This is a genomic window from Paenirhodobacter enshiensis (assembly GCF_000740785.1).
Lineage (GTDB): Bacteria > Pseudomonadota > Alphaproteobacteria > Rhodobacterales > Rhodobacteraceae > Rhodobacter > Rhodobacter enshiensis.
Map to the genome: position 1 here is coordinate 24,911 of NZ_JFZB01000012.1, position 21,781 is coordinate 46,691.

The window sequence follows — 21,781 nt, forward strand, 5'->3', positions numbered from 1 at the left end:
CTTCGCCGTCCGGGGCGCGGCGCGCTCAGAGCGCGATCCGCATCCCCTGACGGGCGACGAACGCGCCGGGGAATTCAGTCGCGGCCGCAGTGGCGATGGCGTCGAGCGCGTCATCGGTGCGGAACGGTGCGTGATGGACGAAGCCCACCTGTCCGACGCCGGCCGCGCGCGCGATGCGCAACGCCTGCTGCCAGCTCGAATGGCCGAAACCGCAGTGGCTGCACATGTCGCCATCGTCATACATGCTGTCATAAAGCATCAGATCGGCCCCGGCGACGAAGGCGGTCACGGCCGGATCGAGGACGCCGGGCACATGTTCGACATCGGTCACGATACACAGCGCGCGGCCGCCGGCCTCGACCCGGTAAGCGGTGGCGCTGCCCGGATGGTTCAGTGCGAGCGTGCGGATGCGCAGCCCCGGAGCCAGATCGAATGTCTCGGGCGGATCGAAGTCGCGGGTTTCGAGCGTGGCGCGGAACACCTCGGGACCGACCGGGAAATAGGGTGCCCGCATCAGCCCCGCGAGCAGCTCTCGCGCCGGGCCGGTGGCGGCGTGGCCAGACCACAGCGTCAACCGGGTCTCGGGGCAGTAGAGCGGCGCGAAGAACGGCAGGCCGATGGTATGGTCGTAATGCCAGTGCGACAGGAACAGGTCGATCTCGCGCACCCCTTCGGCGCGCAGGGCCTGCCCGGCGGGATGGATGCCGCTGCCGGCGTCGAAGATCAGCACGCGGCCGGCCACGCGCAGCTCGATGCAGATGGTGGCCCCGCCGTAGCGTGCCACGCTGGCCGTGGCCATCGGCAAGGAGCCGCGCACACCGTGCAGGCGCAGGTCGAAGACGGCGCCGGCCGCGGGCAGAGCGCAGGCTGCATCGGCAACGGAAGAACGGGCGTCGGTCATGTCGCTTCCTCGGCGCGGCAGCAGGTCCCGGGGCGTGGGGCGCACTCAGCACAGCACGCCCTGTCGGCCGATACAAGCGTCATCCCCGCCGCCCGTTTCGTCGCCGCCGGCCTCATCGCGCCAGGCCCGCGCGGGCGGCGATCAGATCGTCGGTGGTCGCGCTCAGCCGTTCGGCCATCATGCGCAGCATGGACAGCGTGACGGCGCTGTCTTGCTGCAACAGCCGCAGCAGATCGTCGCGCGCGATGCGCAGCGCATCAAGGCCGACCGCAGCGCGCACCGTGGCCGTTCGGTTGCCCTCGCACAGCACGGCAATCTCGCCGATAATGCTGCGCTCGGGGATCTCGGCGACGCGCACCGGCCCCGCCGGGCCGTCGACCAGCACATCGACATAGCCGTTCAGCAGCAGATATGCGCAATCGCCCGGATCGCCCTGATGGAAGATCACCTCGCCGGCCTCGAAATGCAGCCGTTTCGAGGCGAAGGCCAGCCGCTTCAGACCCAGTATGTCCGCACCGGCGAGCAGCGGCACCTGCCGCAGGATACATACTTCGTCATTCAGGGACATGGGCCTTCCTCCTAGCTCAGCGCGATGCCGCTGCCGCCGCTCGCGGCGCTTACGGTGTCCAGTCCGCCATCGGCGACGACGCGGCCCCGGTCGAACATGATGATGCGTCCGAACAGATGTGCAAGGCGTGTATTGGTCAGAACCCAGATCACGCTGGCTCCGTCGCCGCGTTCGGTCACGGTGGCGACGACGGCGCATACGATCCGTTCCTGCGTGCGCGGATCGACGGCCGAGAGCGACTTGTCGAACACGTAATATTCGGACTGCCGGATCAGCGCGCGGGCGATGTTCAGCTTCTGGCGCTGTGCGAGCGACAACCGCCGGCCGCCCACACCGATGTTGACGCCAAGCCCCAGCTCCATCACCCGCCGCGTCAGCCCCGCCTCGTCAAGGGCGGCGACCACCGCGGCGCGCACCGACTGTCCGGCGCGCGTGCCGGTGTCGCGACTTTTGCCGAACAACACGTTTTCCATCAGCGTGGCCGAGCGCATGTAGCGCATCGGATCGTATGGCTCGATCATCGCGCGCAGCTCGGGGCTGATCTCGCGGTGAATGGCGTTGCGCGCCTCGACCACGCTGCGGGCAAGCTCCGGCGTCATCAGTCCGAAGCGCTGCACCGGCTCGACATAGAACATCGCCAGCCGGATCAGCCCCATCCGGTCATCGCGCGTGGCCTCGGACAGGCCGCCCGGCGTCACGCGCAACACCAGCTGGCGCAGGTCGGGGATGTCCTCCATCGTCAGATAAGGCAGATCGTTGAGCAGAACGTCCTGCGCCGGATCGTCGCCGAGCAGTTCCAGCAGCGTCGTTGCCATCCCGAGCCCGAGGTCGAACAGCTGTCCCGCCAGCCCGCCCCGCATCATGATCGAGCGCACCTCGGGGCTTTGGATGATCCGCGGCATCTGGGTCATCGGATCCTCGAGCGTGCCGAACAGCAGGTTCTCGGCGATGGTCGCCTCCTCGTTGTAGCGGTCGCGCTCGAAGGGAACGACATGGGCGTCGATGCGGCCGGCGTCGATGCCGGCGCGCAGCGCGTGGCGGATCTCGACCAGGCGGCGGGTGAGGTCAGGTTTCTCCAGCGGATCGACATGCGACATCAGACCTAGGCCGAGAATGTCGTCCTGCATCTCGGTCACGCTCAGCGCCGCCATCACCGCGTCCGGAATATCATGGGCGCCGCGGGCATTCGGCGCGACGCTTTCGACATCGAGCCAGTCGGCATCCATGTCGAGCGGCGGATTGCCCGCCGCGCGGGCCTCGGTCTGGCACCACTGGAACTGTCGGGCGGTCGCACCGCTGCGCCTGGGGGAGGGGCCGGGGGCGTGGCGCAGCCCATAAAGCAGATTGTCGAGAAGGCTGCCGTAGAAGAAATACCCCTCTGCCGGCACATAGGTGATCTGGCGTCCCGCCACGCCCTCGGGCAGCTCGAGCAGACTGACATCGCCCGCGGCGAGCTTGCCGGAGGCGGGCCAGATCGCGCGCCCGATCGCGGCGGCGAAGGCCTCGGCCCCGCCACCATGGTCATCGACGAGGGCGACGGTCTCGGAGCGGCCGATATGCAGCGTGGTGTGATCGAGAAGCAGATTGCCGCTGTCGTCGCGCAGCACAAGGCTGCTGGCGTTGAGCGGTCCGGGCAGTCGCGCCAGCCCCGGCATCACGCGCTGCACCGTCTCGGGGATCAGCTCGTCGACGCGGAACTGCTCCACTACCTGCTCGTATTTCACCTCGACGTCCTGACGTGCCTGATCCCAGTCGATCAGCTCTTTCAGCGGCCCCGGAAGTTCCTTGTAGGCGTTGATGACGGCGACCAGCTGCCCGACATCGAGCGTGCCGCGGATCGTCAGCCAGCCGCCGAGCAGGTAGAACACGAAGGGCGTCACCTGCGCGAGGAAGTTGTTCAGGAATTTCACCATGAACTTCCACTGATACAGGTCGTAGCGGATGCGGAAGATCTCGCCCAGACGGCGCGACAGATCGGCGCGTTCGAGGTTGGTGGTGTCGAGCGCATGGACCGTGACGATGCCGTCCATGATCTCGTTGACCCGGCCCGAGAGCTGGCGTGCGGTCAGCTGCCGCTCGCGGCCGAGCGCGATCAGCCGGCGCCGCATCCGCGGGATGATCAGCCCCTGCACCGCCGCGATCCCTCCCGCCAGCGCGCCGAGCCACAGGCTTTGCATCAGGATGAACAAAAGCGCGGCCAGCGCCTGCCCGCCGAGCATCAGCGGCTGCACGAAGGCATCGCCGGTGAAGCCGCCCAACGGCTCCACCTCGTCCTTGATCATGCTGGCGGCTTCGGCGGGTTTCAGGCGGCGGAACTGTGCGGGCGGGAAGCGAAGTAACCGGTCAACCAGCTCGTAGCGGATCCGGCGCAACAGCCGCTCGCCCATCCGGCCCTTGAACGTGTTGATGTAAAGTTTGAAGACCCCGTTCACCACCACGAGGCCCAGGAAGGTCAGGCTGAGCGCGATCAGCATCCCCATCCGGTCGAGATCGAGGCCGGGGAAAAGCTCGACCTTGCCGATCAGCGGGATGTCGGGCGCCCAGTGCAGGAAGCGCTGCGTTGCGCCCGGCTCGGTGAAGCCCATGCCCTGGATCGGGCCGTTGACGATCTGCTTGGGCAGGTCGAAAGACAGATAATAGGGGATCATCGACAACAGGACCACCGCAAGCACCCAGATCTGCTCGCGGCGGGTATGGGTCCAGATGTAGCGCGTCAGGCTCTTGTCCATCGGGGCTGTCCTGTCTTCGGGCCTTTTCGTGCGGCCCGTCTGCGGGCCTGTCCGGGGGGCTTTCGGTTGGCCGCGTGCCTCACGCCTTGACGATATGGGGCGCGGCGATCCCGTGCCGGCCCATCGCGTTGCGGGTATCGAGCACGAGATCCGACCAGCGCGCAAGCGCGGCATAATCCGTCGCGTCGTGATCGGTCGCGATCACCACCGCGTCAAAGCCGCGGATCGTCGCCTCGTCCCAGTCGACCGAGCGCATCCCCTTCAGATCCATGTATTCGCGGGTGCGCGGGATCTCGGGGACGAAGGGGTCGTGATAGGCCACCTCGGCGCCGCGCTCGCGGATCAGTTCGAGGAGTTTCAGCGACGGGCTTTCGCGGATGTCGGGGACGTTCTTCTTGTAGGCGAGGCCGAGCACCAGCACCTTCGAGCGGCTGAGCGCCTTGCCCGCCACCCGGTCGAGCGCCTGCCCGAGGCGATCCGTCACGTGATGCGGCATCGAGGTGTTGATCTCGCCCGCCAGTTCGATGAAGCGGGTGGGCTGGTCGTATTCGCGCGATTTCCACGTCAGGTAGAACGGGTCGATCGGGATGCAATGCCCGCCGAGGCCCGGCCCCGGATAGAACGGCATGTAGCCGAAGGGCTTCGATTTCGCGGCCTCGATCACCTCCCAGACGTCGATGCCCATCGCGTCGTAGACGAGTTTCAGCTCGTTCACCAAGGCGATGTTCACGCAACGGAAAATGTTCTCGGTCAGCTTCACCGCCTCGGCGGTGGCGTTGGTCGAGACCGGCACGACCTTGTGCACGAAGCCGCCGTAGAACGCTTCCATCAGCATCGCGGCGTCGGCGCCGTCGCCCGCGACGACCTTGGGGATGGTCACGGTCTCGAACTGGCGGTTGCCGGGGTCTTCGCGCTCGGGCGAGAAGCCGAGGAAGAAATCCACCCCCGATTTCAGCCCGCCCGCCTCGAGGATCGGGCGCACCACGTCATCGGTGGTGCCGGGATAGGTGGTCGATTCGAGGCTGATGAGCTGGCCCTTGCGCAGATGCCCGGCGACCGAGCGCGCGGTGGCCTCGATGAAGCTCAGATCCGGGGTGCGGTGCGCGGTCAGCGGCGTCGGCACACAGATCGCGATGCAGTCGCATTCCGCCAGCTCGGCGAAATCGCAGGTGGCGCGGAAATGGCCGCTGTCGCGCATCTCGTTCAGCGTGGCGTCGGGCACCGCCTCGATATAGCTGCGGCCGGCGGCGATGGCCTCCATCTTGGAGGGGTCGATGTCGAAGCCGGTGACTTTGAAGCCGCCGCGCGCCATCGCGATCGCGAGAGGCAGCCCCACATATCCGAGGCCGATCACCGCGGCGCGCGCCTCGCGCGTGCCGATCCGCGCGGCGAGATCCGCCGCCTGTTGCGAGAAGCTGCTCACCGCTCTCTCCTTCCGTCCGTCTTCCCTCTGACCTGTGCGGAATTTGCCGCCAAGTCAATTGCCTTGCCGGCGCCGGGGCGCACAGGGGCTGCGCGCGGCCGGGGGGCATCTGTTCACCTCGCGTCCCCGGACCTATAGTCCGGCCCGGGATCGACGGGGGCACGGGGAGGCCGGACGGATGCGGATCGCGTTTTACGCGCCTCTGAAGGCGCCCGATCATCCGGTGCCCTCGGGAGACCGGCTGATGGCGGGGCTGCTGATGCGCGCGCTCGGGATGGCCGGGCATGAGGTTCGCCTCGCCTCGCACCTGCGGCCGTTCCTGCGCGACCCGGATGCGGGCGCGCTCTCCGGTTTCCGGGCCGAGGCCGCGGCGGAGGCCGCCCGGCTGCGCGCGTTGTGGGCGGATGCGCCGCCCGATCTGTGGTTCAGCTATCATCCTTATTACAAATCGCCCGATCTCCTCGGCCCCGGTCTGTCTCGCGAGCTCGGCATCCCTTACGTGACGGCGGAAAGTTCGTGGTCGGCGCGGCGCACGGCCGGCGACTGGGGCGCGGCACAGGATGCGGTGCGCGAGGGGCTCTCACTCGCCGCGCTCAACCTGTGCATGACGGCGCGCGACCTTGCGGGGATTCTGGCGGGCGTGCCCGCGGCCCGCACCGCGCGGCTGATGCCGTTCATCGAGGCCGCGCCGTTTCTCGCCCGCCCGCCCCGGCCGGAGCCCGGCCATCTGATCACCGTGGCGATGATGCGGCCGGGCGACAAGCTGTCGAGCTATCGGGCACTTGCCGCGGCGCTGCGCGATCTCGGCCCGGGCTGGCGCCTGTCGGTCGCGGGCGACGGGCCGGCGGCGGCCGAGGTGAAGGCGGCCTTCACGGGGCTGCCGGTCACCTTCCTCGGCGCGCTCTCCCCCGCCGAAGTCGCGGATCTGCTGTCGCGCGGTGCCGCCTATGTCTGGCCCGGCCATGGCGAGGCTTACGGTCTCGCCTATCTCGAAGCGCAGGCGGCGGGCCTTCCGGTGGTGGCCGAGGCGACGGCGGGCGTGCCCGAGGTGGTGCGCGACGGCGCGACCGGGGTTCTGGTGCCCGAACGCGATACCGCGGCCTTCACTGCCGCGCTGCGCCGTCTGCTTGACGATGCGGCGTTGCGCGACCGCATGGCCCTTGCGGCCCGCGCTTTCCTGCGCGACGAACGCGACATCGCGCCGGCGGCCGCGATGCTCGGCCGCCAGCTTTCCGCCGTGACAGGAGCCTCCGATGAGCGATGATACCTCCGCCGTGCTGATCCGCGCCCTCGATGCGGCCCATGCGGCCGGGCGCGAGGTCCGGTTCTGGCTGCGCGATGACGATGCGGTGGCGCCCACCCCGGCGCTCGACCGGCTTTTGACGCTGAGCGCGGCCGAGGGCGTGCCGGTGACCCTTGCCGTGATCCCGCGCGATACCGGCGCGGCGCTGGCCGAACGTCTGGCCTCCGCGCCGCTCGCCCGTGTCGCGGTGCATGGCTGGGCGCATGAGAACCACGCCTTGCCGCCGCGCAAGAAGCAGGAGCTCGGCCCCGACCGGCCGGCGGAAACCGTGCTGGCCGAGATCGCGCGCGGGCGGGAAAAGCTGAGCGCGCTGCACGGCGCCCGGCTGCTGCCGCTGCTGGTGCCGCCGTGGAACCGCATTGCGCCCGGGGTGGTGGCGGGGCTGCCGGCGCTCGGCTTCACGGCGCTCTCGACCTTCGGGCCGGAGGATCCGACCGCACCGATGCGCGCGATCAACACCCATGTCGATCCGATCGACTGGCACGGCAGCCGCAGCCTGTGTCCGGAAGCGGCGTTGTGGCAAGGCGCGGCGCAGCGGGTTGCGGATCTCGGGACGGGGCCGGTTGAGGGGACGGTCGGTCTGCTGACCCATCACCTCGTGCATGACGCGGCGATCTGGGATTTCGTCGAGCGCTTCATCGCACTCACCCGGGCGCATCCGGCGTGTCGCTGGATCGACCCGGCCGAGGTCATCGCCAGCTCTTCCAGGTGAACATCAGCGCATCGGTTGCCTGCGCCGTGGCCTCGGCCTCGGCGAGCGTCGCGGTGTCGGGCAGATCGGGGGCGACGGTGCCCATGGGCGGCAGGGTCAGCGGGCATTGCCGGGCGACCAGCGTGAAGATCACCGGCCCCGACACCCACCAGGCCGGGGCGCGCGGGATCAGCCGCATCGCCTCTGGCACCGCGCGGGCAAGCGCGGTCATCGCCGGATGGCCCGCCGGCGCGCCGATCAGGTAATTGCCCAGCATCACCGCCCCCGCCCCGGTCAGCCGCGGCGCGGCCTCGGCCAGAGCGATCAGCCCGATCAGCGGCACACGGGTTTCAAGCGTGCCTTTCGCCGGAAACCAGTCGGCATCGAGATAGACCCCGCCCTCGGTCGCGAGGATCGCATAGCGCGCGACGTCGACCGCACCCGGATAATCGCCCAATGCCAGCATGGCGCGAAACGCCGGATCGCGGTCGATGGCCAGCGCGGCAAGATCGGCCTCGCGCCACAGCCGGTGCCGCCAGCCGCCGCGCGCCGCGTGCGCTTGCCAGCGGGCGATATTGACCGGCACCGGCCTCGGCCCGATCCAGATCTGATGCAGCACCCGCGGCACCGGGGTGGTAGCCATCTCTCTCGCGCGCGCGATTTCGCCGGCACTCAGTCGCGCGGCGGGGGCGAGGGTCTCGGGCGGCGGCCCTTGCGTCACCTGCCAGCCCAGGGCCTCGGCGCGCGCCCCCTCGGCCCGCGCAAGCCGGCCCAGAACCGCATGAAGCCGACGCGGCACCCCCGCCGCCGTCAGAGGCCCCATCGCGCCGCCGTCGTGTGCGGGAAGTGCCGTCAGAATCGCCCGCGCCCCTGCGCTGTCGCCTGCCGCGATGGCGTCTTTCGCGGCCTGCAACTGGCTGTCGAACCAATGCTTTTCGGGGGGCGTGTCGCGGGCGTCGGGCATCTGGCATCCTTTCCGCGCCATGCTGACCGCCCCCGCCCCCCGACACAAGAGCCCGCGCGCATCCCCACGCATGGACACAGCCCCCGCGCTGGTCTAGCGTCGGGCTCACAACCCCCGGAGGGCCGATGTCGGAACCGCGAGATTTGCTGCGCATCGAAGAGCTGAGCGTGACCTTCCCGCTCTATGGCGGCCGCATCGAGGCGGTGCGCAAGGCCTCGATGCGGCTGCTGCCCGGACGGGTGACGGCGCTGGTCGGTCAGTCGGGATCGGGCAAGTCGGTGATCGGGCGCACGATTCTGGGCATCCAGCCGAAGACCGCCGAGGTCTCGGGCCGCATCCTGTTCGACGATCCTGCCGCGCCCGCGGGGCACGTCACCGATCTGCGCGCCCTGCCGCGCGACGGCCGCGCCATCCGCAAGCTGCGCGGCGCCCGGATCGGGATGATCTTTCAGGAGCCGATGACCTCGTTCTCGCCGGTCCATACCATCGGCAACCAGATCGACGAGGCGCTGCGCATCCACAGCATCCTTAGCCCGGCGGAGCGGCGCGAGAAGGTCCTCGACATGCTGGCGCTGGTGGGCTTCCCGGCGCCGAAACAGGTCATCGGCATGTATCCGTTCGAGCTGTCGGGGGGGATGCGGCAGCGCGCGATGATCGCGATGGCGCTGATCTGCGATCCGGCCCTGCTGATCGCGGACGAGCCGACGACGGCACTCGACGTCACCATTCAGGCACAGATCCTGCGGCTGTTGCGCGATCTGCAAGAGCGCCTCGGCATGGCGATGCTGCTGGTGACGCACGATCTGGGCGTGGTCGCCAATGTCGCCGATGAGGTCGTGGTGATGTATCAGGGCGAGGTGATGGAGGCGGGGACCACTGACGACATCTTCCGCCGCCCCTCGCACCCCTATCTGCGCGCGCTGATGAATGCCGTGCCGCGCTTCGACATGGCGCGGGAGGAGCGTTTGGCGCCGCTCGTGCCGGTCGCGACCGATACCAGGCGGCTGATGTCGGCGTGTCGCGTCGCCGCCCCCGTCGCGGGCGCGAACCCGGTGCTGCTGTCGGTGCGTGGGCTGACCAAGACCTTCACCCCGCGCACCGGGCGCGGGCTGTTCGGCCCGCGGGCCGAGCCGATGCGCGCCGTCGATGACGTGAGTTTCGACATCCGCCGCGGCGAGACGCTCGGTCTTGTCGGCGAGTCGGGGTCTGGCAAGACCACGGTCGGCAAGATGGTGGTGCGCGCGATCACGCCCGACGCCGGGCAGGTGCTGCTTGCGGGCGAGGACGTTCTCGCGGCGCGGGGGGCGGACCTAGACCGGCTGCGCCAGCGCGTGCAGATGGTGTTTCAGGATCCGGTCTCGTCGCTCTCGCCGCATATGACGGTGGGCTCCATCCTGACCGAACCCCTTGAGATCCATCACCGCGGCGACCGCGCCGCACGGCACGAGGCGGCGCTCGCGCTGATCCGCTCCGTCGGGCTGATGGAGCGCGACCTGATCCGCTATCCGCACAGTTTCTCGGGCGGGCAGCGCCAGCGCATCGGCATCGCCCGTGCCCTCGCGCTTGGCCCCGAGCTGATCGTGTGCGACGAGGCGACCTCGGCGCTCGATGTCTCGGTTCAGGCGCAGGTGCTGAACCTGCTGCGCGATCTGCAACGCGATCTGGGGCTGACCTATCTGTTCGTGTCGCACAATCTGGCGGTGGTGAATTACATGGCCGACCGGATCGCGGTGATGCAGTCGGGCCGCATCGTCGAGATCGCGCCGCGTGAGGTGCTGATGCGCACCCCCGCCCATCCCTATACCCGCGCGCTTCTGGCGGCCGTCCCCCATGCCGACCCTGACCATCCGCTCGATTTCACGCGGGTGGGCGAGGGACGGTCGAGCAAGCACTGGCCCGCGGCCTTCCGCCCGGAGCCGGGCGCGGCGATGACCGCGGTCGATCTGGGCGACGGGCACCGGGTGCTCGCCCGCGCCGATGCCGACATGTCGGAGCTGATGCCATGACCCGTTCCCAGATCCATCCAGGCCGGCGCGAGGCGCTGGCGCTGATCGCGGCCGGGGCCATGATGGCGCCGGGCGTGCTGCGTGCGGCGGCCGCGGTGTTCACCGGCGCGCCCTCGCTGAGGGAGGCAGAGGCTTCGGGCGCCCTGCCCCCGGTCGCGGAGCGTCTGCCGAAACTGCCGCGCGTCGTCGACATGGCGGGCACCGGGCGGCTGCCGGGCAAGCATGGCGGGCGGCTGCGGCTGCTGATCGGCGGGCAGCGCGACATTCGCTTCGCCCCGATCATCGGCTATTCCCGGCTTCTGGGCTATGACCCCGACTTCAACCTCCATCCCGACATCCTCGAAAGCTACGAGGCCGAGCGCGACACCCGCTTCACCTTCCGGCTGCGCGAGGGGCACCGCTGGTCCGACGGCAGCCCGCTGAGCGCCGAGGATTTCCGTTACGCCTGGGAAGACTGCGCCCTCAACACCGAGATGTTCCCGGCCGGTCCGCCGCCCGACATGCTGGTCGACGGCCGCCCGCCGCGGTTCAGCGTGATCGACGAGCGCACCGTCCGCTTCGAGTGGGACAGCCCGAACCCCGAGTTTCTGGTGCGCATCGCCGCCCCCGTGCCTTTGCGGATCGTGCTGCCCTCGGCCTATCTCAAGCAGTTCCATGCCGCTTACGCCACGCCCGAGGCGCTGGCGCCCTTGATCAAGCAGCAGCGCGTCGATGACTGGGTGGCGCTGCACATGAAGATGTCGCGCCTGACCCGGCCCGAGAACCCGGATCTGCCGACGCTCGAACCCTGGATGCCGCGCACCGCGCCGCCGTCCGAGCAGTTCGTCTTCGCCCGCAATCCGTATTTCCACCGCGTCGACGAGAACGGGTTGCAACTGCCTTACATCGACCGGCTGGAGTTCAACATTTCCTCTGCCGACATCATCCCGGCGAAGACCGGCACCGGCGACAGCGATCTGCAATTCGGCGGCATCGACTTCGCCGATTACACCTACCTCAAGGACGCCGAGAAGCGCTTCCCGATCCGTGTCGCGCTGTGGCGCCGGATTCAGGGCTCGCGCATGGCGCTGATCCCCAACCTGAACTGTCGCGACGACGGTTGGCGGGCGGTGCTGCGCGACGTGCGGGTGCGGCGCGCGCTGTCGATGGCGGTCGACCGGCACGAACTGAACATGGCGGTGTTCTTCGGGCTGGCGAAGGAAAGCGGCGACACGGTGCTGCCCGAAAGCCCGCTGTGGAATCCGACGCTCTCCGAGCTGTGGACGCGCCACGATCCGGTGGTGGCGAACGGGCTTCTCGACGCGGCCGGATTGCTGCGCCCCGAGGGCCATCACATGCGCCGTCTGCCTGACGGGCGGCTCGCGCAGATCGTGGTCGAGACCGCGGGGGAAAGCACGCTTCAGACCGACGCGTTGCAGCTGATCGCCGATCACTGGCGCGAGGTGGGGATCGACCTGCTGATCCGCACCAGCCAGCGCGACATCTTCCGCAAGCGCATCATGGCCGGCGAGATCGTCATGTCGGTCTGGGAGGGGATGGACAACGGCGTGCCCACCGCCGACATGCCGCCCGCGGCGCTGGCACCGACCTCGGACGACCAGAACCAATGGCCGCTGTGGGGGGCGTATTTCCAGTCGAACGGCTCGGCCGGCGAACCGCCCGACCTGCCCGAGGCGATCGAGCTTTTGCATCTTTACCAGGCCTGGCAACGCTCCGTCAGCACCGAGGAACGAGAGCTGATCTGGGGCAAGATGCTGCGCCTGACGGCCGAGCAGGTGTTCACCATCGGCACCGTCAACCAGACGCTGCAACCCGTCGTCTCGGCGCGCGATCTGCGCAACCTGCCGCACGAGGGGCTCTATGGCTTCAACCCGACGGCTTACCTCGGCGTCTACATGCCCGACACGCTGTGGCGCGACACATCGGAGGGGGGCGCATGATCCGCTATATCCTGTGGCGCCTCGCGGTGATGGTGCCGACGCTGATCCTGATCTCGATGCTGGTGTTCACCATCATCAAGCTGCCGCCGGGCGATTATTTCGAAAGCTACGTGCAGGAGATGCGCGCGCTCGGCGAGACCGCGGACTTGCAGGAAATCGAGGAGATGAAGGCCCGCTACGGTTTCGACAAGCCGGTGCCGGTGCAATATCTGCACTGGGTGGGCGGCATGTTGCACGGCGATTTCGGCTATTCCTTCGAGTATCGGATGCCGGTCAGCGAGGTGGTGGGCGACCGGATGTGGCTGACGGTGCTGGTCTCGATGGCGACGATCATCGTCACCTGGGTGATCGCCTTCCCGATCGGCATCTATTCGGCGACGCATCAATACAGCTGGGGCGATTACGGGCTGACCTTCGTCGGGCTTCTGGGGCTGGCGATCCCGAATTTCCTGCTCGCGCTGATCATGATGTATTTCGCCAATATCTGGTTCGGCATCTCCATCGGCCATCTGATGGACCGGGCGTATCTGAACCAGCCGATGAGCTGGGACAAGGCGAAGTCCATCCTTGAACATCTGTGGATCCCGGTGCTGATCATCGGCACCGGCGGCACGGCGGGGATGGTGCGGCGGCTGCGCTCGAACCTGCTCGACGAGCTCGAGAAACCCTATGTCGTCACCGCCCGCGCCAAGGGGCTGGCGCCGGGGCGGGTGCTGATGAAATATCCGCTGCGCATGGCGCTGAACTTCTTCATCTCGGACATCGGCTCGATCCTGCCGCAGGTGGTTTCGGGCGCTGAAATCACCGCCATCGTGCTGTCTTTGGAAACCACCGGCCCGCTGCTGATCCGCGCGCTGCAGGGGCAGGACATGTATCTGGCGGGATCGTTCCTGATGTTTCTCGCGTTTCTGACGGTGATCGGGGTGCTGATCTCGGACATTGCGCTGGCGCTGCTCGATCCGCGGATCCGGCTTGAGGGGAGGGCCGCGAAATGACCGGTTTGCCGCCGCCGGGCGCTCCGCTCGGCCATTACGTCTCGGACGCGCCCTTCGATCCGCTCGCCGCCGAACGCGCTGCCGAGGCCGCGCCGGCGGTGGCCGCGACGCAGGGTCAGGTAATGTGGTGGAAGTTCCGCCGTCATCGTCTCGCGGTGATCTCGGGGCTGTTCCTGATCGCGATGTATCTGGTCGTCGCCTTCGCCGAATTCCTCGCCCCCTCGACCGTCGACACCCGCAACGTCGAGCGCATCTATGCCCCGCCGCAGGCGCTGCATCTGTTCGACAAGGGGCAGTTCGTCGGCCCCTTCGTCTATGGCCGCGACATGACGCTCGACCTCGACACGCTGCGCCGGGTCTATACCGACGATACGTCCCGCGTCGAACCGCTGCGCTTCTTCTGCCATGGCGCGGCCTATCGGATGTGGGGCCTGATCCCGGCCGACCTGCATCTGTTCTGCCCCGCGAACGGCGGCGAGCTGTTCCTGCTCGGCAGCGACCGGCTCGGCCGCGACGTGCTGTCGCGGATCATTCACGGCGCGCGGATCTCGCTCACCATCGGTATTCTCGGCGTGACGATGAGCTTCGCGCTCGGGCTGATCCTCGGCGGCATCGCGGGCTATCACGGCGGCTGGATCGACCTGGTGATCCAGCGGGTGATCGAGGTGTTGCAGTCGATCCCGACGATCCCGCTGTGGATGGCGCTCGCCGCGATCATGCCGGTGACCTGGAGCCCGATCGTCGTCTACGCCGGCATCACGGTGATTCTCGGGCTTCTGGACTGGACCGGGCTCGCGCGCGCGGTGCGCTCGAAACTGCTGGCATTGCGGGAAGAGGATTACGTTCTCGCGGCGCAGATCATGGGCGCGCGGCCGCGCCGGATCATCGCGCGCCATCTGATCCCGGGCTTCATGTCGCATCTGATCGCCTCGGCCACGCTGACGATTCCGGGGATGATTCTGGGCGAGACCGCGCTCAGCTTCCTCGGCCTCGGGCTGCGGCCGCCGGTGACCAGCTGGGGCATCCTGCTGACCGAGGCGCGCAATGTCTCCACCCTCGCGCTCTACCCCTGGCTGCTGTTGCCGGCGGTGCCTGTGGTTTTGGTGATACTCGCGTTCAATTTTCTCGGCGACGGGTTGCGCGACGCGGCGGACCCGCTGAGATAGCGGCAGCTAACGGAGCCAGCATGCCGATACGTCTGAAGAACGCGCGCATCCTCATGTACAGCCACGATACCTTCGGGCTGGGACATCTGCGCCGATGCCGTGCCATCGCCCATGCGCTGGTCGAGGCGTTCTCGGGTCTTCAGGTGCTGATCGTCTCGGGCGCGCAGATCGCCGGCGCCTTCGATTACCGCGCCCGCGTCGATTTCGTGAAAATCCCCAGCGTCATCAAGCTGCGCGACGGCGAATATACCTCGATGGCGAAGCACATGGACCTGTCCGAGACGCTGCGAATGCGCCGGGCGATCCTGCTCGACACCGCGCGCTCGTTCCGCCCCGACATCTTCATCGTCGACAAGGAGCCGCTCGGCCTGAAGGGCGAGGCCGAGGAGACCCTCGCCTGGCTCAAGGCCGAGGGGCACACGCGGCTGGTTCTCGGTCTGCGCGACATCATGGATTCGCCGCAGCTTCTGGCCGCGGAATGGGAGCGGCGCGGCAACCTGCCGAAGATCGCCCAGTATTATGACGACATCTGGGTCTATGGCCCGCGCGCCTTTCACGATCCGCTGGCCGGTCTGCCGGTGCCGCCCGAGGTCCGCGCGCGGATGAGCTTCGTGGGCTTTCTGAAACGCCGGGTGCGGGCGCGGACGGGGCTGCCCCAGGCGCCCGCGCGGCCGCCCTATGTGCTGGTCACCTCGGGCGGCGGCGGCGACGGCGCCGAGATGACGCGCGACGCGATCAACGCCTGGCGCCTCGCCCCCGATCTGCCGCATGGGGTGATCGTGCTCGGCCCCTACATGCCGGCCGAGGAACGCGCCGCGCTGACCCGCCTCGCCCGCGGGCTGCCGGTCGAGATCATCGACTTCGTGCCGAAGATGGAAGAGCTGATGGCGGGGGCCGTGGGCGTCGTGTGCATGGGCGGTTACAACACCTGGTGCGAAGTGCTGTCCTTCGACAAGCCCGCCCTCATCATCCCGCGCCGCGTCCCGCGCGAGGAGCAGCTTTTGCGCGCCACCCGCGCGGCCGAGCTTGGCCTCGCGATGATGCTGCAACCCGAGGAAGCGGCCGATACCCCGCGCCTGGTCGCCGCGATCCGCGCCCTTCCGGGCCTGCCGCCGCCCTCCGCCAGCGGGCGCGCGCCGGAACTCGACGGTCTCGCCAATATCGCGCAGATCGTCGGCGACTGGCTGAAACCCGACCGGGGCGAGCCGCTGATGCGCCGGGCCGGCTGAGCGGTGTCAGGGCAAAAGATCCTCGCGGTGGTGCTGAAAGGTTACCCCCGCCTGTCCGAGACCTTCATCGCGCAGGAGCTTCTGGGCCTCGAACGTGCGGGGTTCCGGCTGTGGCTGGTGTCGCTGCGCCATCCGACCGACAAGAAGCGCCATCCGGTGCATGACGAGATCAAAGCCCCCGTCACTTATCTGCCGGAATATCTGTATCAGGAGCCGGGCCGGGTTCTGCGCGCGCTGGCCCGCGCCCTGCCCCGTCCGGGGTTCTGGCGCGCGCTGGCGGCCTTCGGGCGCGATCTGATCCGCGATCCGACGCCGAACCGCGGCCGGCGCTTCGGTCAGGCGCTGGTGCTGGCGGCGGAATGGCCTGCGGATGCGGTGGCGATCTACGCGCATTTCCTGCACACCCCGGCCTCGGTCGCGCGTTATGCGGCGATGGTGCTGGGCGTGCCCTGGGCGGTCTCGGCGCATGCCAAGGACATCTGGACCTCGCCCGACTGGGATCTGCGCGAAAAGCTCGGTTCGGTCGGCTGGGCGGTGACCTGCACCCGCATGGGATACGAGCATCTGCGCGCTCTCTCGCCCCGGCCCGAGCGGGTGAACCTCAGCTATCACGGCCTCGATCTGACGCGCTTCCCGCATTGGGAGGGCACGCGGGCGGCGCGTGACGGCGCGGACCCGGCCGATCCGGTGCGGCTGATCAGCGTCGGGCGCGCGGTGCCGAAGAAGGGCTATGACGTGTTGTTGCAAGCACTCGCCCTGTTGCCCGCGGATCTGAACTGGCGCTTCACCCATATCGGCGGCGGGGCGGAGCTTGCGGCTCTGAAGGCGCTGGCGGAGCAGCTTGGCCTGTCAGGGCGGATCCAGTGGCAGGGCGCGCAGGATCAGCAGGCGGTTCTGGCGGCGTATCGCGCGAGCGACCTCTTCGCGCTCGATTGCAGGATCACCGCTGACGGCGACCGCGACGGGCTGCCGAACGTGATGGTCGAGGCGGCGAGCCAGCGGCTGTGCTGCATCGGCACGACGATCTCGGGCATCCCCGAGCTGTTCACCGACGATGAAACCGGGCTTCTGGTGCCGCCCGAAGACCCTGCGGCGATGGCCCGTGCGCTTGAACGCGCGATGCGCGATCCGGGCCTGCGCGCGCGTCTTGGCGCGGCCGCCGAGGCCCGCGTGCGGCGCGATTTCAACGCCGAAACCTCCATTCACCAGCTGAGCGCACTGTTGCGCCGCCTTGAACAGGATAGCTGACGATGACTGTAACCGCCTCCCCCCGCGTCCTGTTCTACGTTCAGCACCTGCTGGGCATCGGCCATCTGGCGCGCGCAAGCCGCATCGCGCAGGCGCTGGCCCGCGACGGGTTCGAGGTGACGATGGTGACGGGCGGTCTGCCGGTGCCGGGCTTTCCGGGGCCGGGCGTCGCGCATGTCGCCCTGCCCGCCATCGCCGCCGGGGCCGAAGGCTTCGCCGATCTGGTCGACGAGGCGGGCCGCCCGATCGACGACGCTTTCAAGGCGGAGCGGCGCGATCTTCTCCTCGACACCTATCGTGCCATCGCCCCCGATGTCGTGCTGATCGAGGCCTTCCCCTTCGGCCGCCGTCAGGTCCGGTTCGAGCTGCTGCCGCTCCTCGACGCGATTCACGCCCGGCCGCATAGGCCGCTGGTGCTGTCCTCGGTGCGCGACATCTTGCAGGAGAACCGCAAGCCCCGCCGGAACGAGGAAAGCCTCGCGCTGATCGAGGCGCGGTTCGATGGCGTTCTGGTGCACGGCGATCCGGCGTTCATCAGGCTAGAAGACAGCTTTCCCCTCGCCGGCCGGATCGGAAGCCGCATCCTTTACACCGGCCTCGTCGCGCCGGAACCGCCCGAGCCGCCTTCGGAACGCTGGGATGTCGTGGTCTCGGCCGGCGGCGGCGCGGTCGGCGGCGATCTGATCCGGGCGGCGCTCGCGGCGCGGGACCGTCTCGATCCGGCGCTGAGCTGGTGCCTGATCGCCGGGCCGAACCTGCCCGAGGCCGAGTATTCCGCGCTTGTCGCCGCCGCGCCGCCGCAGGTTGCGTTGTTTCGCTTCCGCAAGGATTTCGCGCAGCTTCTGGCGGGGGCGCAGGTCTCGGTCTCGCAGGCGGGGTACAACACGGCCTGCGACATCCTGCGCGCCGGCTGCCGCGCGGTTCTGGTGCCCTATGCCGCGGGCGGCGAGACCGAGCAGACCACCCGCGCCGCGCATCTGCCGGCCGAGGTGGTGACGGAGGCCGATCTGTCGCCCGACACGCTTGCCACGGCGATCGGCCGGGCGCTGGAACGGCCGGCGGCAAGCCTGCCGCAGCTCGATCTGAACGGGGCGGCGAATACCGCGAAGCTGTTGCGCCGGATGCTGGAGGGCGGCAGCGCGTCCTAGGCCGGGCAGCGCAGCACGCCGCGACGCAGGATCCCGGCCTCGCTGCCCTCGGGCACCTCCGACGGCGTGCCGAAGGAGATGTTGCGCAGCTCGGTCTCGCCAAGGTGCAGCTCGGTGCGCTCATGGGTATGCCCGCTCAGCCACAGCGCCGGCGCGTGCCGCGCGATCAGCGCACCGAGATCCGAGGCGAAGAGCGCCGGCACATGATCGCCGAGCATCCCCGGATGCGGCGCGTGATGGGTGACGACGACGGCGCGACCGGCCCAGGGGGTGGCGAGGCGCGCCTCGATCCAGCGCAGATCCTCGCGGTGACATTGCAGAAGATCTTCCGCGCTCAGCCGCCGGCCGTCGGGGCCGGGGATGCGGTGAAGGTCGAGCCCCTCGCTCAGATCGCCCGCGAGCGCCTGATCGGTCCACAGCGTCGCGCACAGGAACCGCGTTTGGCCCAACCGCAGTTCGCGGCGCAGCGCGAGTGACGCGCCTGCCTCGGCGCACAGCCGCGCGAGCTCATCCGCCCGGTCGATGCCGAGCTTGTAGTAATCGTGATTGCCGGGGATGACATGGACCTTGCCCGGCCCGGTCCGCGCGACAAGCCGGCCGAGGTGGCGCGGCCATTTGCGCAACGGATCGTTCGACAGGTCGCCCGCGACGATCACCGCATCGAGGCTGTGCCAGAATTCCGCAGGCAGCGCCGCCAGCGGGTCGCGTTCGGTGCGCTTCCACAGATCGAGATGCAGATCCGCGACGACGAGGACCGTGGCGGGCGGGGGCGGGTTGGTCATGGCGGGCCTTCGGCTGGAACGGCGCCAGTCTAGGGGGGCGGGTCCGCGGCCTCAAGCCGCGGATCGGCGCAGCGTGTCGCGGGGCAGCTCGCCGAACAGGGTGCGGTAATCCTGCGCGAAACGGCCGAAATGCCAGAAGCCCGTGGCGGTCGCGGCTTCGGTTACGCTCAGCCCCTCGCGGATGCGCCGGCGCGCCGCGTTCAGCCGCAGCGCCCGGACATAGGCGAGCGGCCGCATCCCCAGCTCGCGCGCGAAGACATATTGCAGATTGCGCCGGCTGATGCCGATGGCGTGGCACAGGCTGTCGATGTCGGTCGGATCCTCGGGGCGGGCGGCCTCGACGATGGTGCGCAGGCGCGCGATGGCCTCGGCGCCCGACAGCCGCTCGCCCGCGTCGGTTTCATCGGCGTCGGCCGAGAGCAGGCTTTCGCGGATCAGCCCGGCGATCTCGTCGAGCATGGCGCGGGTCTCGGCCCCCGTCATCGCGCCCTCGGCGATCTTGCCGAACGCGTCGCCGAGCGTCAGGCCAAGCCGGTTGCGCAGCCCCTCGGGTGCCGCGCGCAGGCCCGGCCGGGCGAGACGCAGGGCGAGCCGCTCGCGCTCGGGCTCGGCACAGGGCGCGAGAAGACGGGCGCGGCTCAGCTCGATCCCGGCGATGTCGAGGCCGGCGGGGGTGTGGAACTCGAACCCGTCATGGCCGGAGAAGAGATGCAGCTGGCGGCCGTCGCAATGTCGGCCGCAGAACAGCGCCGCCCCGCCGATGAACCGCGGCACGCCGAGTGCGACGACATCCGGGCCCAGATCGCCGCTTTGCAACAGCGCCTGCGAGGTCACCTCGCGAAACAGATAGGCGCCGCCGAGTTCGGCATCCTCCAGCCGGCCCTGGAACCGGCCGGGCGCGAGCTGGCTGTAGCTTTGATTCCAGCCCTCCAGCAGCGCCGATTGCTCGTCGATGTCGGTGGTATTCAGCACGCGGGCGGCCGGCGGATCGGGTCGGGCTGGGGTCATGGCGCCATCCTGCGCCCTGTCAGCGCCGAGTCGTCTCCGGCGTGGGGTCCGGAGGCGCGAAAACTTTCACCCGCGGAATTTATCATCCTTCATGCGAAAAACCATCCTGTTTTTTGGGCGACCTGAAAAGCGACGGTCGGTCGATCCGACCAAAGCGGCGATTTGCCGAAATCGGATAGTCGGACAGCGGGGTGCGGATACTCCGGGCGGCATTTCCCGGTTCCGGCGCCGCACGGCCGCCCTCCGGGAGGCGCGAAACAACCATAACAGGGGAACGGAAATGGCATCGGATAACGCGGGGACGACGGGCGGGCAGCAGCTCAGCAAGTCGCTCGGAACGGTTCAGCTCTGGGGGATCGCCGTCGGGCTGGTGATTTCGGGCGAGTATTTCGGCTGGAGCTATGGCTGGGGCACGGCGGGCACGCTCGGCTTCCTGATCGCGGCGGCCTTCGTCGCGGTGATGTACACCACCTTCATCTTCAGCTTCACCGAGCTGACTACGATGATCCCCCATGCCGGCGGCCCCTTCGCCTATGCCCGCGCGGGTCTCGGCGAGACGGGGGCGCTGTTCGCCGGCCTCGCCACGCTGATCGAGTTCGTCTTCGCCACGCCGGCCATCGCGCTGGCCATCGGCGCCTATCTGAACGTGCAGTTCCCGGACATCTCGCCCAAGGCGGCGGCGGTCTGCGCCTATCTGGTGTTCATGACGCTGAACATCCTCGGCGTGTCGATCGCGGCGACCTTCGAACTCGTGGTCACCGTCATCGCCATCGGCGAGCTTCTGGTGTTCATGGGCGTCGTCGCGCCGGGCTTCGAGTGGTCGAACTTCACCGCCGGGGGCTGGATGGGGCAGGACAGCTTCTCCTTCGCCGGGATCCCGGCGATCTTCGCGGCAATCCCCTTCGCGATCTGGTTCTTCCTGGCGATCGAGGGCGTCGCGATGGCGGCCGAGGAAGCGCGCGATCCGAAGCGTTCGATCCCGCGCGCCTATATCGCCGGCATCCTGACGCTGGTCGTCCTCGCGCTCGGCGTGATGATCTTCGCGGGCGGCGCCGGCGACTGGACCAAGCTGTCCGACATCAACGACCCGCTGCCGCAGGCGATGCGCTATATCGTCGGCGACAACAGCGGCTGGCTGCACATGCTGGTGTGGCTCGGTCTGTTCGGTCTGGTGGCCTCGTTCCACGGCATCATCATGGGCTATTCGCGGCAGATCTTCGCGCTCGCGCGCGCTGGCTTCCTGCCGCCCGCGCTCGCTGCGGTGCATCCGCGCTTCAAGACGCCGCACCGCGCCATCCTGACCGGCGGCGTGATCGGCATCGCGGCGATCTTCAGCGACAATCTGATCGTGATCGGCGGTCAGCCGCTGACCGCGAACATTGTCACCATGTCGGTGTTCGGCGCCATCGTGATGTATGTGCTGAGCATGTGGAGCCTGTTCAACCTGCGCCGCACCCGCCCCGATGCGCCGCGCAGCTACCGCGCGCCGCTTTATCCGCTGTTTCCGCTGATCGCGCTGGTTTTCGCGCTGATCTGTCTGGTGGCGATGGTGCTGACGAATTTCCTTGTCGCGGCGATCTTCGTGGCGATCATGGTCGTGGGCTACCTTTACTTCCGTCTGACCGGCCATCACCGCGCCGCCGCGGCGGATGCGGCGTAAGGGCCGCGCAACGCACTGAC

The 21,781-nt window shown here is 68.8% G+C and carries 17 protein-coding genes; 10 read left to right on the plus strand and 7 right to left on the minus strand.

Going from position 1 to position 21,781, the window contains the following annotated elements; genetic code table 11:
* Positions 1-25 precede the first annotated feature (25 nt).
* From CG50_RS08090 to CG50_RS08105, 4 genes are all read right to left on the minus strand, one after another.
* A complete protein-coding gene (locus tag CG50_RS08090) occupies positions 26-901 on the minus strand; it encodes an MBL fold metallo-hydrolase (protein WP_081880346.1) in 876 nt (291 codons plus the stop codon).
* A gap of 112 nt (positions 902-1,013) precedes the next feature.
* Complete coding sequence (locus tag CG50_RS08095; protein WP_036636963.1) at positions 1,014-1,469, minus strand: cyclic nucleotide-binding domain-containing protein; 456 nt, start codon at positions 1,467-1,469, stop codon at positions 1,014-1,016.
* An 11-nt stretch (positions 1,470-1,480) separates the two neighbouring features.
* Positions 1,481-4,198, minus strand: a complete 2,718-nt coding sequence (locus CG50_RS08100; protein ID WP_036636965.1) for an ABC transporter transmembrane domain-containing protein — start codon at positions 4,196-4,198, stop codon at positions 1,481-1,483.
* A 79-nt stretch (positions 4,199-4,277) separates the two neighbouring features.
* Positions 4,278-5,621, minus strand: a complete 1,344-nt coding sequence (locus CG50_RS08105) for a nucleotide sugar dehydrogenase (RefSeq protein WP_036636967.1) — start codon at positions 5,619-5,621, stop codon at positions 4,278-4,280.
* 178 nt (positions 5,622-5,799) lie between these two features.
* On the opposite strand from CG50_RS08105, the gene CG50_RS08110 reads away from it, so the two are divergent.
* Both CG50_RS08110 and CG50_RS08115 read left to right on the plus strand, forming a co-directional pair.
* The gene (locus tag CG50_RS08110; RefSeq protein WP_036636970.1) at positions 5,800-6,885 is read left to right on the plus strand and encodes a glycosyltransferase family 4 protein; all 1,086 of its coding nucleotides are present in this window, start codon (positions 5,800-5,802) and stop codon (positions 6,883-6,885) included.
* Complete coding sequence (locus CG50_RS08115) at positions 6,875-7,636, plus strand: polysaccharide deacetylase family protein (RefSeq protein ID WP_036636971.1); 762 nt, start codon at positions 6,875-6,877, stop codon at positions 7,634-7,636. The genes CG50_RS08110 and CG50_RS08115 overlap by 11 nt, the downstream gene beginning before the upstream one ends.
* Here the strand turns inward: CG50_RS08115 and CG50_RS08120 are convergent.
* Complete coding sequence (locus tag CG50_RS08120; RefSeq protein ID WP_036636973.1) at positions 7,614-8,579, minus strand: glycosyltransferase family 32 protein; 966 nt, start codon at positions 8,577-8,579, stop codon at positions 7,614-7,616. The genes CG50_RS08115 and CG50_RS08120 overlap by 23 nt on opposite strands.
* A gap of 125 nt (positions 8,580-8,704) precedes the next feature.
* Between CG50_RS08120 and CG50_RS08125 the strand changes: the two genes are divergently transcribed.
* From CG50_RS08125 to CG50_RS08155, 7 genes are read left to right on the plus strand one after another with little or no spacing between them, the layout of a single operon-like run.
* Positions 8,705-10,585: an ABC transporter ATP-binding protein gene (locus CG50_RS08125; RefSeq protein WP_036636975.1), complete on the plus strand. Its 1,881-nt coding sequence runs from the start codon at positions 8,705-8,707 to the stop codon at positions 10,583-10,585.
* On the plus strand, positions 10,582-12,525 hold the full coding sequence (locus CG50_RS08130; protein WP_036636977.1) for an ABC transporter substrate-binding protein: 1,944 nt from the start codon (positions 10,582-10,584) through the stop codon (positions 12,523-12,525). The genes CG50_RS08125 and CG50_RS08130 overlap by 4 nt, the downstream gene beginning before the upstream one ends.
* Positions 12,522-13,520: an ABC transporter permease gene (locus CG50_RS08135; RefSeq protein WP_036636978.1), complete on the plus strand. Its 999-nt coding sequence runs from the start codon at positions 12,522-12,524 to the stop codon at positions 13,518-13,520. Before CG50_RS08130 ends, CG50_RS08135 begins: the two co-directional genes overlap by 4 nt.
* Positions 13,517-14,686 carry an ABC transporter permease gene (locus CG50_RS08140; RefSeq protein ID WP_036636980.1) on the plus strand — a complete coding sequence of 390 codons (1,170 nt, stop codon included), beginning with the start codon at positions 13,517-13,519 and terminating at the stop codon, positions 14,684-14,686. Before CG50_RS08135 ends, CG50_RS08140 begins: the two co-directional genes overlap by 4 nt.
* A gap of 20 nt (positions 14,687-14,706) precedes the next feature.
* Positions 14,707-15,915 carry a glycosyltransferase family protein gene (locus tag CG50_RS08145; protein WP_036636982.1) on the plus strand — a complete coding sequence of 403 codons (1,209 nt, stop codon included), beginning with the start codon at positions 14,707-14,709 and terminating at the stop codon, positions 15,913-15,915.
* A gap of 3 nt (positions 15,916-15,918) precedes the next feature.
* Complete coding sequence (locus CG50_RS08150; protein ID WP_036636985.1) at positions 15,919-17,163, plus strand: glycosyltransferase family 4 protein; 1,245 nt, start codon at positions 15,919-15,921, stop codon at positions 17,161-17,163.
* A 2-nt stretch (positions 17,164-17,165) separates the two neighbouring features.
* Positions 17,166-18,311, plus strand: a complete 1,146-nt coding sequence (locus tag CG50_RS08155; protein ID WP_036636986.1) for a glycosyltransferase family protein — start codon at positions 17,166-17,168, stop codon at positions 18,309-18,311.
* On the opposite strand, the gene CG50_RS08160 is transcribed toward CG50_RS08155, so the two are convergent.
* Positions 18,308-19,093, minus strand: a complete 786-nt coding sequence (locus CG50_RS08160; RefSeq protein WP_036636988.1) for a metallophosphoesterase — start codon at positions 19,091-19,093, stop codon at positions 18,308-18,310. The genes CG50_RS08155 and CG50_RS08160 overlap by 4 nt on opposite strands.
* 51 nt (positions 19,094-19,144) lie before the next feature.
* Positions 19,145-20,101: a helix-turn-helix domain-containing protein gene (locus CG50_RS08165; protein WP_036636990.1), complete on the minus strand. Its 957-nt coding sequence runs from the start codon at positions 20,099-20,101 to the stop codon at positions 19,145-19,147.
* Positions 20,102-20,381: 280 nt separating this feature from the next.
* Here CG50_RS08165 and eat point away from each other — a divergent pair, with 280 nt between their 5' ends.
* Positions 20,382-21,761, plus strand: coding sequence for an ethanolamine permease (gene eat, locus CG50_RS08170; protein ID WP_036636992.1), 1,380 nt, complete (start codon positions 20,382-20,384; stop codon positions 21,759-21,761).
* The last annotated feature ends 20 nt before the right edge of the window (positions 21,762-21,781 follow it).